The sequence below is a fragment of the Gemmatimonadaceae bacterium genome (assembly GCA_036496605.1).
Taxonomy (GTDB): domain Bacteria; phylum Gemmatimonadota; class Gemmatimonadetes; order Gemmatimonadales; family Gemmatimonadaceae; genus AG2.
The window spans coordinates 86,320-100,440 of the sequence record DASXKV010000033.1 but is presented as its reverse complement, the minus strand read 5'-3'; the positions used below and the strand labels follow the sequence as shown (position 1 = coordinate 100,440).

The window sequence follows — 14,121 nt, the reverse complement described above, 5'->3', positions numbered from 1 at the left end:
CACTCACCGCCTTCCAACCACGAGCGATATGCCGAACACCGTCTCGCCACCGTCGATGAAAACTTTCTGAAATCCGAAATTCGCGCCGATTGGGCTGGTCAAGCTCTGCACGGTGACGCCGCCGCCGAGGAGGAAACGCGTGCCGTTCTCAGACAGGCCGTTGTCGGACGCGCGTCCCCAGCCAAAAGCCGGAGTCAGAAACGGCGCGATCAGTGCCTTCGACGTGCGCGAGACCAGAGCGATTGGCAAACCTCCCGTGAACCCAAACACGGTCGCGCCGGCATTCCTGCCGAATCCGGCGTCGCCGTTCAAGCCGACCGTCAACTGCGCCGCCTCGGTGCCGGTGCCGAGCATCGTACTCGCGAGACGACCCTCGGCATTCGCGCCAGCAATGAAGTGGCTGTCACAGTTTCCGAGGCTGCAACTTGCGTCCTGATAGCCGGCGTTGACGCCCACCATCGCCTTCGTGCCGAGTGGGAAGCCGACTCTCGCGTCAAAGGTGTTGAGGCTGGTCCCGTTGTCAGAAATGTGTCCATATCGCATCGCGATGTCGGGCTGCGTCATCGGGCGATACAGCATTGCGCTCGACAGAACGGGCGGTAACGCACCGGCTGGCGTCGTGATTAGCGCGCCGTACGCAACGACGGCATTGATGCTCTGCGCGCCAAGCGGAAAGGCCGCGCAGAAAACAAGAACAGCGACTACCGGAGAGAGTCTTCTCATTGTCGATCAGTCCGTTTGGGACGATAGCAACGTAGTCGCCGGCACTTCGCGGGCAAAGCCCGCAACGCGCACACGCTGCGCGTATCGGTGCAATGTGACGTACGACACACTCGCCACCTAACGATCGCGCTTCACCGTCTGCCCGCGTGACTCCTCGCGATCGTCATCCGCGATATCGCGCGACATCGGGAAGAACAACGACTGTCGCACGGCTGGATACGGCGCGTTCCAGCCACGCGCGTCGTGCCACAGAATGCGGTTGAGCGCGTCCGAGGGTGCCTCGTCCGGACCGTCGAAGCGCATGCGCAGCGACGCGAGCGCCGCACCACGTCGCGCGGCGGCGTCGGCGCCACGAATACCGCTCACCCGCGCGTTGACCTGATCGAGCGCCTGACTCGCCGGCACGGCCGTGAACGGCGCGTAGTTAGGCTGCTCGCCTGGGCGGATGAAGCTCGCTCGCATGTCGGTCGCGACGAGATCGAACAAGCTCAACGCCGGTAGACCCAGCATCAGCTCGATCGTCTTCACCATGCTCGGCTGATTATAGAAAGTGTGATCGACCGAGCCGCGACGGACGTACGGGGAGATGGCGAACGCGGTCGTTCGGTGTCCGTCGACGTGATCGACCCCGTTCTGCGCGTCGTCCTCGATCACGAGAATCGCCATGTCCTTCCAGAAAGACGAATGCGTCAATCCGTCGACGATCTTGCCTAACGCGAGATCGTTGTCGGCGACGCACGCGCGCGGCACGCACCATCCCGGCGACGTACCGACGGTGTGATCGCTCGGCAGGATCACCATCACGAGATCCGGCATCGTGCGCTCGCTTTCCCACTCGCGCAGATGATCGAGAATCACCTCGGCCTTGACGACGTCCGGCACCTCCTGCGTCCAGCCTGGATACTCGCGCACCAGGATTTTGTCGAGCGAGGGGATGTCCGAGTGCGTGTCGTACCGCTTGCGCAACAGATCGCGGAAGTAGCCGCTGCCTCGCTGCTGATTGGCCTGATACTCTGCCATCAGCGACGAGCGCACGGCTGGAATCGAGTCCGAGGCCGACGGTGCGTACTCGCCAAAGACGCTCACGGTCTTCCCCTTTGACTGTGCCGATTCCCAGAGAAATCCGCCTGACGAGTACACCAGGGGGTCCGTTCCCTCCGACGGATAGCTCCGTCCGAGATAGAGCGGCCACATCGCGTACTCGGTCTCGTTGGCCTGCGTCAGCCAGTTGTGTCCGTCGGCCGAGTTCCCGCCGCTAGCGAACATGCGGTCGAGCACGACGAATTGCTCGGCGAGGGCGTGCTGATTGGGCGTTACGTCGCGGCCGTAGATGACGAGCGAGCTATCGCTGTCGCCGCGACCGAGATCGCCCAGTATCTGATCGTACGTTCGATTCTCCTTGATGACGTAGACGACGTGCTTGATGAGGGAGGAATCGCCGGGCAACTCGGGGACGGCGCGCGGCGTGGCGGCCAGGCGAGTCGAATCACGCGGACGGCCGCCGGAAAGCGAAACGTGATCGTTCGCGATGACTGCCGCAGTGTACGCGGCGAGTTGCGTCGCCGTGGGAATCTCGACGACGTTCACGGACCCGCGTTCAGCAAATACATATCTCCCTTTCTTGCCGGGTGAGCCGCCGGTCCGACCCTCCCCGGAGCCAACGCCGAAGAGCGCTCCGATCGCCAGGTAGCGGCCGTCGCGGCTGACATCCAGACTCGACGGATACCACGCGGTGGGTATCAGGCCGGCAAAACGCGCCTGTGCAACGCCGGCCGAGATGTCGTACACGGCGACGGCATTCAGGCCGCCGAACGCGACGAAGAGTTGGCGGCCGTCGGGCGTGAGCGCGAGTGCAGTCGGCGCCGCCCCGATCTGACGCTCTCGGAAAGGGGTCTCGTACTTGCTGATGACGCGATTGCTCGGAACATCGATGACGCTCACGTCGTCGTCGTTTCCATCGGCGACGTAGAGTCGGTTGCGCAGCGTGTCCCAGACCAGAGCGGTCGGATGCCGGCCGACCTTGATCGACTCCGTGACCTTGTGAGCGAGCACGTCGACGCGCATGACGCTTCCGCGCTCCGCGATCCCGCGCGCGTCGATGCGTACTGGTTCCCCGCGCGGATGACAGCACTGCGTTGCCGTGCGCTCACCAGACCGCGGCTTGTCGCCGCCGAGATTCGTCACGTACGCGACCGACCCGTCAGCGGAGAGCGCAGAGGCAATCGGAGCGACGCCGAGGGGAACCGCGGCGAGTGAGGCGCCGTTATCGGCATCTACAATCGTTAGGCGATCTTCGACCGTGAGCGGGACGACGGCGACGCGATGCCCGGTCGCGTTGGGCCTGCTCGCGATCGCGGGGGCGCCGACGATGTATTCTCCGAGAGCGCCTGTCGTGAAGCGCGGAGAGATCTTCGCGCCGCGCGCGGTGTCGTCGAAGAAGCTCAGCTGCACGCCCGGGCGTGATTCGAGGCGCGGGAGCGTACCCGGCATCTGCGCTTCAGTAGCCGTGATCGGCAAGTGGCCGATGCTCGTCACGAGGGCGCGTCCTTTCACCGGATCGATTGTCACGGCTTGAACACCGGTCGGGCCGTTGAATGCGCCCCGGCCCAGCACGCGATTGTCCGCCCACGCGAGGTGATACGCCGAGCCAACGACGGCCACCCAGAGCTCGCCCGAGTTCGGCGCGAAGCGCACGCCGGTGACGCGGCCGTTGAAGACGGATTGCACACCGGCGGGCGTGACCTTCTGCAAACTGGCAATCACGCCAGGGTCGGGAATCTGGCGCCGAGGTTCCGGCGGCTGCGGGGTCGCCTGGAGTAACGCGAGAGGAAGAAGAATCGCGATCATGCGCCGAAACTACGTGATCGCTCGCCACCTCGCGACCACGCCGGTGTCACGAGTGCGTGACCAGGGGTCCGTATCGGCGTCAAATCGGTAGCGAAATCCATCACCGGGAACCGTCAACTCCGTGTTCGCCATTCGCCAACTCAAGCGCAAGGGACGCGGCATCGTGGCGACGCAAGCGATCGCCGCGGGCGCAGCGATTGTCACTTGCCCCGTCATCGTGTACGATGACGAGGACGCGGGGCGCATCTCGAAGACCCGACTCGGCGATTACAATTTTCGCTTCGGTGAGCGACAGGACCGCGCGTGCATCGTGCTCGGCGTCATCTCGTTGTGCAACCACGCCGAAAGCCCAAACGCCGAAGTCGTCTGCCATGAGGCGGAGCTGACGGTGACCCTCGTTGCGCTCCGCTCGATCGCGGTGGGTGAGGAGATCTGCATTCGGTATCGTCGCCCGCTCTGGTTCACGCCGGCGGCGTGATCTCGGCGTCTGGACTATCGTCTCGTTCGTCTCAACTTTCAGAAACCCGGTCGCTGGGGCCGGCGTAGGGGTCGAGCGCACACCGGAGCGAACCATGGATAGATGGATTCTCGATGAGGTGTTTGTCTTCGCCGGCCTGATGGCGACGCTGGGGTGCATAACGCGGATCATCCTCACGGCGATGAATCGTCGGAAGCCCGTACTGAAGGAAAGTGCCCTCACGACATTGGAGGAGATGGCACAGCGACTCGCTCGGATCGAGCAGGCGGTCGACGCGACGTCGGTCGAGGTCGAGCGGATCAGCGAAGGGCAGCGGTTCACGACCAAGCTGTTGGTCGAGAAGGGACATCAGAATCCAGCGGACATGTCGCGCGCCAAGGCAATCACGCCGCATTAGGGCGCAGCGCGCAGACGACTTGCGTACCCTAGGACTCCGATGTATATACCTCGGACTCCTAGGGTACGCCCCGTTTTGCGGCTCGCTCGCGCCCAGCACTCAGCGCTCAACACATGGATTCCTCCGTCGATTTCCTGAAAGGCACGCTCGACCTCATGGTCCTCAAGACCTTGTCCTGGGGACCGACGCACGGATACGGCATCGCCCGCTGGATCGAGCAGTGCACGAGCGACGTCTTGCAGGTGGAAGAAGGGTCGCTTTACCCGGCGCTCCACAAGCTCGAGGAGAAGGGACTGATCGCCGCGGAGTGGGGAATCAGCGAGCATAACCGTCGGGCCAAGTTCTATCGCCTAACGGTGCTCGGTAAGAAGCAGCTCGCGGCGTCGCATGACACCTGGGCGCGATTCTCGGACGCCGTCTTCAAGGTGCTCCGCACGGCGCCGGCGGGCCGGTGACGTGAGCGACGAGCACGCCCCGCACGCACACCGCGCGGCGACGTGGCGCCGGTATCTCCGTTTCTGGGGGCCGCGCGCTGAAGCGGACGTCGACGACGAGCTGCGCTTTCACATCGAGATGCGAGTCCGCGACTACATGGAGCGGGGGATGTCTGAGGCGCAGGCGCGCGCGGCGACCGTGAAACGCCTCGGCGATCTCTCGAACGATCGTGCCGAGTGCCTGACGATCACCACAAGGAGGCAACGCCGCATGACCCGCGCCCAGCTCGTCGATGCCCTTGGACAGGACGTGAGCTTCGCCGTCCGCACGCTCGGCCGACAGAAAGGCTGGACGGCGGTGGCGATCCTGACACTGGCGTTAGGCATCGGCGCGAATACCGCGGTATTCAGCGTCGTCAGTAGCTTGCTGCTCCATCCGCTGCCGTACCCACACGCCGATCGCGTCGCGTTCTTGTATCAGGAGCCCACACAGGGCAACACGACTGGTATGATGGTGACGGTCACGGCGCGTGCCTCCGTGATCCGCGCCTGGCGTGAGTCGTCGCGTGCACTCGAGGATATCGAGCCGTATACGTCCGCATCGATGACGCTCGTGCCGCCGCGCGGTGACGCGGTGTCGGTGACGACCGCGTCGATCTTGCCGAGTTTCCTGCGTTTCGCCGGTGAACATCCATTGTTCGGCCGTGCCTTCACCGAAAGCGATCTGCCGAACGGGCACGTGGCAATGGTGAGCGAGGGAATGTGGCGGTCGCGATACGGCGGAGAGTCCACGATCATTGGCCAGACGCTCACGCTCGACGGCTCGATGTACACGATCATCGGCGTGATGCCCTCTCGCGTGCGTCTGCCCCGGGCGTTCTCCGCGATCGAGGTCTGGCTACCGCTCGACCTGCATAACGAGCACGTCGGCTACTCAACCATGGCACGCCTGCGCCCAGGGATGACGTACGCCGTCGCGGAGCGTGATCTGGACTCGATCTCGACGCGCATCGATGCCGCCGAGAAGTCGAAGATGCAGTTCCACAGCAAGTTGATACCGCCGCGGCAGATGGTGGGCTTCGGCGAGTCTCTGCTCCTGCTCAGCGGCGCGGTCGCCCTCGTGCTGCTCATTGCGTGCGCCAACGTCGCGCACCTGTTCCTGGCGCGCGCGGCGTCGCGTCAACGCGAGCTCGCGATTCGAGCCGCGTTAGGCGCGGGCAGAGGCCGGCTGGTGCGGCAGCTCTTCACGGAGAGCTTCGTCCTCGCTGCGGCAGGCTGCGTTGGTGGAATGCTCGTCGGATGGCTGGGCCTCGAGGCGCTCGTCGCGTTGCGACCAGGAACGCTTACCGAGCTCGATGGCGCTCGCATCGATCTCACGACGCTAGTGGTGACGATCGGCGTCTCGGCACTTACCGGACTCCTGTTCGGAATCGTTGGGGCGATGCAATCGGCGCGTCACTCGACGCACGAGTCACTTAAGGCGGGCGCGCTCAGCACTTCGCATTCCCGGCGGCAGAGCCGGCTTCGCGGCCTCCTCGTTGTGAGCGAGATCGCGCTGTCGACGGCGCTGCTTGTCGGCGCGTCTCTCCTCGTGCGCAGCGTCGTTCGTCTCCAGATGATGGATGCGGGATTCGATGCGCGCGGAATGTACGGAATCACGATCATCTTGCCGGAGAAGGCGTATGCGACGCCCGCGGCGCGGCGAGCGTTCTACGCGGAGCTCACGGTGCGAGCGCGGAGCATCGGCGGCGTCGAGAGCGCGATGATGGCGGAGGAAGCACCGGCCTCCGAGGGCTTTCTCATCGGCGCGCTTCAAATCGACGGAGAGCCGGCGCCGCCATTGGGGACGACGGCGTTCGTGGACTACAACGGCGTGCAGCCGAATTACTTCCGCGCGATGGGCATTCGCCTCATCGAAGGAACGACCTTTTCGGACACGTCCGACAAATCCAATCAGGTGATGGTCAACGCGGGGTTCGTGAAGAAGTACTTCGCCGGCAGGAGCGCGCTCGGCCACCGCGTCCGTGTGGTTTTCAACGGGAGCGGCGACTGGATGACCATCGTCGGCGTCGTCGGCAATGCGTTTACGAGCGGGTTGACGCTGGATGCGAGCGATCCGCTACTCTATGTGCCGTTCCAGGGGCGATATCACCCCGCCATCCTCGTGCGCGCGAAACCGGGCACGAACCCGATCGCCAGCGTGCGCAAGCTCATCCCGGCGATCGATCGCCATCTGCCTCTGCCTAACGTCACTAACGTCGAGGAGGCGATGCAGCAGAGCATCGCCACGCCACGGTTTACGATGATGTTGCTCGCGGCGTTCACGATCCTCGCCCTCGTGCTCGCTGCCGTGGGACTCTATGGCGTCCTGGCGTACGCCGTGGCGCAGCGAACACGGGAGATTGGTATTCGCATCGCGTTAGGCGCCACGCGGCGCACAATTGGCCGAGCAATCCTGACGCAGGGCGCGTTTCTCGCCATCATGGGCATCGCGGTGGGCCTCGGCGGCGCATTCTGGGCGACGAAGTTCATCGACAAGATGCTCTACGGCGTGCCGCGGAGCGATCCATACTCCTTCGCGGCGGGCGCGCTGTTGCTTTTCGCGACAGCGATGCTGGCGTGCCTCGTCCCGATGCGGAGAGCCGTGTCGGTGGATCCGTTGATTGCGATGCGCACGGAGTGAGGCATCCACGAGGGACGTTACGCTCCCGCCGCGACCGCAGCCTTGCCCTGCCGCGTTGCGCACCGAAGCACCGTGAACTGCGGTGACGTCCGCGGTGGGTGCGCGATGACGCGGCGGAGGAATTCGACGAACGCGACCAAGTAGTCCGGCGTCGCGCCGGCGGCGCGCGTCGCGGCGCGCCAGCGACGCCTAACGCCATCGGCGCCGAGGGAGGCGGCGCAGATACCACCAGCGTCGAGCTCCCGTTGCACCGCCCAGCGCGCGAGGATGCCCACGCCCATCGACGACCTCACCAGCTCGATCATCGCTTCGGTGAGCTGAATCGGCGTGATTTGCCGTGGACTCACGCCCGCCGGCGCGAGTACCCGGCGATACACATGACTCTCGTCGGGCTTCGAGTAGAGCAATACGCGCTCGCGGCGAAGTTCCGCGGGGTCCACCGACTTCCGGCCGGCGAATCGGTGCTCGGGTGACGTGATGAGCAAAAGCTCATCCTCGAAGAGCGGTGTGAAGGCGATGCGCCGATCACGCGAGACGGTGCTCACGATCGAGAGATCGAGCCTGCCGGCGACGAGTGCCGCGAGCGGCCGCGCCGTGGCAGAAGGCACGACCTCCACCTCGACGGCCGGGTGCTGCTGGCGAAACTCGTGCAACACCGGCGGCAGCCAGTGATAGCACGTGTAGCATTCGGTGGCGATGCGGAGTACGGCCTCTCGGCGCGCGGCGGCGTCGAAGACGTCGCGTTCGACATCGCCGAGCCGTTGCAACAGCTCTTTGCCATGACTGGCCAAACGCGCTCCGAGCCGATTCGGAATCATGCGGCGGCCAGAGCGCTCGAAGAGCGAGGCGCCGAGTCGACGCTCGAGGTCGGCCAGTTGGTGACTGAGCGCGGACTGCGTGAGGTTCAGTTGATGCCCGGCGCGGGTGAGCGTGCCGAGCTCCGTGATGGCGACAACGAGGCGGAAGTCGCGGATCTCGAGGCGCATTGGGGTCGCTCGCAGTGTCGGACCATTGCGGCCGCTTCATGAAAAGGCCGCGTTTCTCAATCTGTGGAGCGGCGACGTGTGAGTCCAATGCATTCGGGTACGCAAATGTATGGATTTCGTTCATGAATTCCGCGAAGTGCGTAAAAGGCCCAAACTGCGCTTACGACGGTCGCCGCTGTTCACGCGGTCACCGCGGTTCACGGAGAAAAACATGAACTTCGATCTGGATTCCGCCGTCCCAGTACTTGCCCGCACGCCGGCCGTGCTGCGCGAGCTCCTAAGTGGGCTGCATCACGAGTGGATGCGTGGGAGTGAGGGCCCGGACACATGGACGATTCGGGAAATCCTCGTGCACCTCACGAATGGCGAGCAGACGGACTGGATTCCGCGCGCGCGGCACATTCTGGCGTTCGGCGCCGACAGTCCCTTTCCGCCGTTCGATCGCACCGCTGGCTTTGCCGAGCGTCGCGAACTGCCGATCGACACGCTCCTCGAGGACTTCGCGGATTCGCGACGCGTGAGTCTCGATACGCTCGCCGCGCTCGAGCTGACAGCAAAGGACCTGGCGCGAGAAGGACGACATCCGGAATTCGGCCGCGTCACGCTAGCGGAGCATCTGGCGACCTGGGTTGCGCACGACTTGACGCATCTCTCGCAGATCGTACGCGTCATGGCCGCGCAGTACCGGGACGCGGTAGGACCGTGGGCGGCCTACTTGCGGGTCGTACGCCCGTTGTCCTCGTGACGGCGTCGGCGCGCCGTCACGAGATGCACTCCGCTCGTTAGGGCTTGCGAGGGAGCGCGACGCTCATCTTGATCTCGGTCTCACGCGCTGGGCCGATCGCCGACGAGCCGTCCATGAATGGCGAGCCGACCGGTGCGCCGAACTCGATCCGGTAGTAGGCGGGCGAGAGATTCTCCACTCGATAGGTGCCCTGCGCGTCGGTGATTGCCGCGGCGACAGTGACGCTCGGGACGAGCGTGTCGCCCTGCACCGACATCGTCTTGACGAGCTTGACGCTCACGTTGGGCAACGGCGTTTGGCGAGTCGTGTCGGTGCCCCCATCCATTCCAAACACGGTGCCGGACAGGTTGAAGCTCGAGACGACCGGCGGCAATTGCGAGGGCGTCTGAGGTCCGGTCGTGATCGTCGTGTCGTTCCCGCTGGTCGAGCCGCCACTACCCAAGTCGGTGGACGGCGCGGGATCGAAGGAACCGCTGCAGCCGGCGAGCATAACCACGGCGCAAGTCGCTGAGAGAAGTCTGAAGCGCATGAAGCCTCCGTATGATCGTCGTGTCGGAACACCGTCGAGAGCTCGCACTGGAGCCGCTCTCGAAGGTGATACCTGTGACGAACCTTCTGGCGTCACCGTTCGGCAGAAGAGGATGGGAGACGTGGCGCCGTCGGTCTGACTCGATCCCCGTTGCAAACCTGCCGCGAAGTGGATGTGACGCCGCAACCGGATGCGTGGGTAGAACGACAGGGCCTTTCTGTCCCCTTTGTCCCGCGTGTTTCGTGTTGGAGATACGATGACATTCTCTGAGTGCCGTCTCGTCCCGTGGCTGTTGCTGCTGGCCACCGCGCCCGCGGCTGCGCAAGGTGCCTCACGACTCGACGCCGGTGCTGGTACCGGTGGATCGGCGTTCGGCTGGCAGCCGCGCGTCGGACTGAGCGGTGAGATGCAGGCTGCGTCGTTAGGGTCTTTTCGGACGCTCTTCGCCGGTGCGTTGGACCGCGTCGCCGCGCCAGCGGCATTCCAATATGACGCATTCGGCGGGGTGCGCCTCGCGTCAGTCGCAGCGCCAATGGGATGGTGGGTGGGGATGACAGCGGTGCATCGGAACGGCTTCAAGGATATTGTCGAGCAGCCGCGCATCGAGACTGGCGGATGGCGCCGCGTCGGCAACCTCGTGGTCACGATCTCCGCCGTGCGCCGAAGCGCCGCGATGTCCGGCTACTTCAGCCGAAGCGTGACCGGCTACAACACCTACTACGATAGCAGCACCGGCCATTGGGACACGACGCGCGTCGAGCGCACGGTCGGCGACAGCGCGCGTCGTTCCGAGCGATGGGCGGAAACCCAGGCGACGGTCGCCTGGGAAGGCCGGCGCGCCTCCGCAGAGATAGCGATGGGCGGGCGCCTCGCCAGTCACAACGTGCCGACTGGAGTCTGGGCTTCGGGGAACATCGCCGTCCGGCTGTCGGCACCCCTCGCGCTCGTTATTGGCGCGGGCAGCTCCACTGGCGGGCAGTTCGCGCTCGACGCCGAGCACCGCTTCGTGACGCTTGGCTTGCGGATCTCGCCGTACCTAACGAGCTCGATCATCACCACGCGGCCGATGACGCCAGCGGCTGCGCTGAGTGCGTTCGCGGTTGACGCGCTCGGAGGCGGACGCTATCGCATCACCCTCACGGCGCGGCGCGCGCACCGCGTCGAAGTGTCTGGCGACTTCACCGGCTGGAAGCCAGTGCCGCTCGAGGGTGCAGCGGACGGAGGTTGGACGGTCACACTGCCGCTCACCGCGGGCGCACATCGCCTGAATGCGCGCGTCGACGGTGGGGGCTGGATCGCGCCGCCCGGCCTAACGACCATAAGCGACGATTTCGCCGGTGAGGTTGGCGTGCTCGTGGTCGAGCCGCTGCACGAGCCGGAGGGCGCGAGGAAGTGACGGCGCTCGCGGTCGCGAGGGTAGACGGTGATAGCATGACCGATGCTACGCTCGTGCGCCGCGTGCTCGACGGAGATGCACGGGCCTTCACCCTGCTCGTCGACCGGCATTTGCAGCCGTGCCTGCGCTTCGCGACGCGCATGCTCGGCGGCCGTCATGATGCGGAGGACGTTACTCAGGAAGCGCTGCTCCGAGCCTATCGCGCATTGGCGACGTACAATCCCGCCAGCAGCTTCCGAACGTGGTTATTCGCGATTCTGGTGAATCGTTGCCGGACGTCGTTGCTTCAGCGGAGTCGATATGTTCGGCGCGTCGTGACCGACGAGGACGCGATGGCAGGGGCGGTGAGCGGCGACCATGCCGCGGCGACGGAGCTGCGCATCGAGATCGAACGGGCGCTGGCGCAACTCGATCCCGATCAACGTGAGGCGTTTCTTCTCAAGCATGTGGAGCAACTTGGGTATGAGGAAATGGCAGCCGTGACGGGCGCTGGCGTGTCGGCGCTGAAGATGCGCGTGAAGCGCGCGTGCGAGCGGCTCCAGGAATTGTTAGGCGAGGTCAACGATGTCACATCATGAAGCCGAGTCCGAAACCGCGGACGAAGTGACCGCGTCGCTCGACCGGGTTGTAGCCGAGCTGCGAACGCCAGTGCCGGTGCGCATGGAGTGGCGTGCCGGCGTGCTTCGCGGCGTCGCGATGCTTCCATCGCCGGGCGAAGCCGCGGAAGCCCCGCGCGCCGTTAAGCAATGGCGGTTGCGTCCACTGACAGCGATCGCCGCCGGGCTTGTGTGTGCGCTCGCCGGCGCTGCCGCCACGGCGCTCCTCCTCGGCGGTCGTGTGCGTCGCGACGTGAGCGATCAACTCGTGAATCTCCCGGCGACGATGCCCGTTCCGGCTGAGCGCGCGGGGGTAGCCGGCGCCTATTCGACCGTCCGATTCTTCTTCGTCGCGCCCTACGCGACACGCGTCTCGCTCGTGGGGGACTTCAACGGCTGGAACCCGTCGGCGATGCCCATGCACCGTTCTGGCGACGGCCGGTCGTGGATGCTCGACGTGCCGCTCGCACCAGGACGGCACGTGTACTCTTTCATCGTGGATGGGGATCTGGCGCCTGATCCGGGGGCGCCGCGCGCTGGCGACGACGACTTCGGGGTGCCCAGCTCGGTCGTACTTGTCGCGGCGGGAGGGGCAAAGACATGACGGGATCGCGATGGTCGTTAGGCGCGTTGGTCGTTCTCGGCACTCTTGCGCCAGTCGTTCGGGCGCAGCGACCGACGGTGACTCCGCTGACGGCCGCGGATCTGCCGGCGCAGCTTGCGCCGGCTACTCGTCAGGCCATCGCACGACTCGGTGATTCGTTGCGCGCGGCGCATCTGCCTGACGAGCCGGTGTACGCGAAAGCACTCGAAGGTGTGCTCAAGGGCGCGGAGGACGCGCGAATCATCGCCGCGGTGCGTAGGCTCGCGCGCGAGCTGGGTGAAGCGCGAGCCGCGTTGGGTCCAAGCATCGAGGACGCCGATCTCGTCGCGGCGGCAAGCGCGTTGCACGTTGGCGCGACGACGGTGATGCTGACGCGGCTCGAGGAGACGTATCGTGCGTCCGGCGGACGCCGGACGTCGTTCGCAACGCCGCTCGTGGCGCTCGCGGATCTATTGACGCGGCGCGTCCCCGCGCCCGCCGCCGCAGCGGCAATCGATTCATTGGTGGCGCGCCGCGCGCCCGCGGACGACTTTGCATCGCTCCGCGCCGCGGTGGAGCGGGACATCGATGCGGGGCGGCCGCCCGAAGCATCGGTACAGCAGAGAACCCAGGTGCTGCTCAAGGGGATCGACGCCCGCTCGCGCGGAACGCCCTGACGGGGACTCCTGCATCTGGACAGCGGGACTGGAAAGACACAGCGTTCGACATCCTGGAACCGACGCAGTTCGGGCGTCGTACAGTCGATGCCGCTCTTCGTCGTCTCACGCTGCAGCCTTCTTGCCGGTCCATCCCATGGTCGATTCCGAAGTCATAATCGTTCCGGTTGTGTTTGCACTTCCGGCGTTGGTGATTTTCGCACGGATGTGGTTCAAGCACAAAGAGAAAATGGCGACACTCACGGGAGCGGCGCCGAGCAATCCTGCGCTCGAGGCGCGTCTGGCGAGGATCGAAGAGGCGGTCGATACGATCGCGCTCGAGATGGAGCGGATGGGTGAAGGCCAGCGCTTCGTGACCAAACTCTTGTCCGAGCGCGCGCAGCTGCCAGAAGGACAAAAGAGCACGTCGAGCGGGCGAGTGACGACGCCGCACTGACGGTGAGCGACGAGGCGAAGCTCGAGCATCTGGACGGCATTCTGGATTTCCTACGCGCTGCCGAACAGCTCAAGGTCAGGACGCGAAGTGCGTACACGTCCGAGGGAAAATCGGAGAGTGTCGCCGAGCACACGTGGCGCGTTTGCCTGATGGCGCTCGTGCTCGGGGACGAGTTCCCTGGCGTCGATCTGGCGCGGTTGCTCGCGATGTGCGTCGTGCACGACCTCGGCGAGGCCATCCGTGGCGACGTACCAGCGCCAGTGCAGGCGGCGCGTCTCGCGAGCGATCCGACGGCACACAAGTCGGCGCAGGAACGTGAGGATCTCCTCACACTGCTGGCACCGCTTCCTGACTCGGTGCGCGCCAAGGTTACCGCGCTCTGGGACGAGTACGAGGCCGCGAGCACACTCGAAGCGCGCGTCGCGAAGGCGCTCGACAAGCTCGAGACCATCCTGCAGCACACCCAAGGGGCCAATCCGCCGGACTTCGATTATCGCTTCAATCTTGGCTATGGACGGGTGTTCACGTCCGATCATCCGGTAATCGTTAGGTTGCGGGCCATGCTGGATGAGGAGACGGAGAAAGCCGCGAACGGCGGCAATCGCGTCTGA

Annotated in this window: 15 protein-coding genes; 11 read left to right on the top strand and 4 right to left on the bottom strand. The window is 65.2% G+C overall.

Annotated elements, in window-relative coordinates:
• Positions 1 to 3: 3 nt before the first annotated feature.
• Together VGH98_12465 and VGH98_12460 are read right to left on the bottom strand one after the other, a co-directional pair.
• On the bottom strand, positions 4 to 723 hold the full coding sequence (locus tag VGH98_12465; protein ID HEY2376782.1) for a hypothetical protein: 720 nt from the start codon (positions 721 to 723) through the stop codon (positions 4 to 6).
• 117 nt (positions 724 to 840) lie between these two features.
• Positions 841 to 3,570, bottom strand: coding sequence for an alkaline phosphatase family protein (locus VGH98_12460; GenBank protein HEY2376781.1), 2,730 nt, complete (start codon positions 3,568 to 3,570; stop codon positions 841 to 843).
• A 121-nt stretch (positions 3,571 to 3,691) separates the two neighbouring features.
• Between VGH98_12460 and VGH98_12455 the strand changes: the two genes are divergently transcribed.
• The 4 genes from VGH98_12455 to VGH98_12440 all read left to right on the top strand — a co-directional run bounded on the left by VGH98_12455 (position 3,692) and on the right by VGH98_12440 (position 7,562).
• Positions 3,692 to 4,048, top strand: a complete 357-nt coding sequence (locus tag VGH98_12455; protein HEY2376780.1) for an SET domain-containing protein-lysine N-methyltransferase — start codon at positions 3,692 to 3,694, stop codon at positions 4,046 to 4,048.
• A 94-nt stretch (positions 4,049 to 4,142) separates the two neighbouring features.
• Positions 4,143 to 4,445 carry a hypothetical protein gene (locus tag VGH98_12450; protein HEY2376779.1) on the top strand — a complete coding sequence of 101 codons (303 nt, stop codon included), beginning with the start codon at positions 4,143 to 4,145 and terminating at the stop codon, positions 4,443 to 4,445.
• 113 nt (positions 4,446 to 4,558) lie between these two features.
• Entirely contained in the window at positions 4,559 to 4,900 is a 342-nt protein-coding gene (locus VGH98_12445) for a PadR family transcriptional regulator (protein ID HEY2376778.1), read from the top strand.
• Between the two features lies 1 nt (position 4,901).
• The gene (locus VGH98_12440; GenBank protein ID HEY2376777.1) at positions 4,902 to 7,562 is read left to right on the top strand and encodes an ABC transporter permease; all 2,661 of its coding nucleotides are present in this window, start codon (positions 4,902 to 4,904) and stop codon (positions 7,560 to 7,562) included.
• A 17-nt stretch (positions 7,563 to 7,579) separates the two neighbouring features.
• Here VGH98_12440 and VGH98_12435 read toward each other — a convergent pair whose 3' ends face one another.
• Positions 7,580 to 8,548 carry a LysR family transcriptional regulator gene (locus VGH98_12435; GenBank protein HEY2376776.1) on the bottom strand — a complete coding sequence of 323 codons (969 nt, stop codon included), beginning with the start codon at positions 8,546 to 8,548 and terminating at the stop codon, positions 7,580 to 7,582.
• A gap of 211 nt (positions 8,549 to 8,759) precedes the next feature.
• Between VGH98_12435 and VGH98_12430 the strand changes: the two genes are divergently transcribed.
• Positions 8,760 to 9,293: a DinB family protein gene (locus tag VGH98_12430; protein HEY2376775.1), complete on the top strand. Its 534-nt coding sequence runs from the start codon at positions 8,760 to 8,762 to the stop codon at positions 9,291 to 9,293.
• Positions 9,294 to 9,330: 37 nt separating this feature from the next.
• On the opposite strand, the gene VGH98_12425 is transcribed toward VGH98_12430, so the two are convergent.
• Positions 9,331 to 9,822, bottom strand: coding sequence for a carboxypeptidase-like regulatory domain-containing protein (locus tag VGH98_12425; GenBank protein ID HEY2376774.1), 492 nt, complete (start codon positions 9,820 to 9,822; stop codon positions 9,331 to 9,333).
• A gap of 256 nt (positions 9,823 to 10,078) precedes the next feature.
• Between VGH98_12425 and VGH98_12420 the strand changes: the two genes are divergently transcribed.
• The 6 genes from VGH98_12420 (at position 10,079) to VGH98_12395 (ending at position 14,121) form a co-directional block, all read left to right on the top strand.
• Positions 10,079 to 11,218, top strand: a complete 1,140-nt coding sequence (locus VGH98_12420) for a glycogen-binding domain-containing protein (GenBank protein HEY2376773.1) — start codon at positions 10,079 to 10,081, stop codon at positions 11,216 to 11,218.
• Positions 11,219 to 11,253: 35 nt separating this feature from the next.
• Complete coding sequence (locus VGH98_12415; GenBank protein ID HEY2376772.1) at positions 11,254 to 11,796, top strand: RNA polymerase sigma factor; 543 nt, start codon at positions 11,254 to 11,256, stop codon at positions 11,794 to 11,796.
• Positions 11,783 to 12,418 (top strand): hypothetical protein, encoded by a 636-nt coding sequence (locus VGH98_12410; protein HEY2376771.1) that lies wholly within the window; start codon positions 11,783 to 11,785, stop codon positions 12,416 to 12,418. Before VGH98_12415 ends, VGH98_12410 begins: the two co-directional genes overlap by 14 nt.
• Positions 12,415 to 13,074: a hypothetical protein gene (locus VGH98_12405; GenBank protein ID HEY2376770.1), complete on the top strand. Its 660-nt coding sequence runs from the start codon at positions 12,415 to 12,417 to the stop codon at positions 13,072 to 13,074. The genes VGH98_12410 and VGH98_12405 overlap by 4 nt, the downstream gene beginning before the upstream one ends.
• Before the next feature lie 136 nt (positions 13,075 to 13,210).
• Positions 13,211 to 13,510 carry a hypothetical protein gene (locus tag VGH98_12400; protein HEY2376769.1) on the top strand — a complete coding sequence of 100 codons (300 nt, stop codon included), beginning with the start codon at positions 13,211 to 13,213 and terminating at the stop codon, positions 13,508 to 13,510.
• A gap of 2 nt (positions 13,511 to 13,512) precedes the next feature.
• Entirely contained in the window at positions 13,513 to 14,121 is a 609-nt protein-coding gene (locus tag VGH98_12395) for an HD domain-containing protein (protein HEY2376768.1), read from the top strand.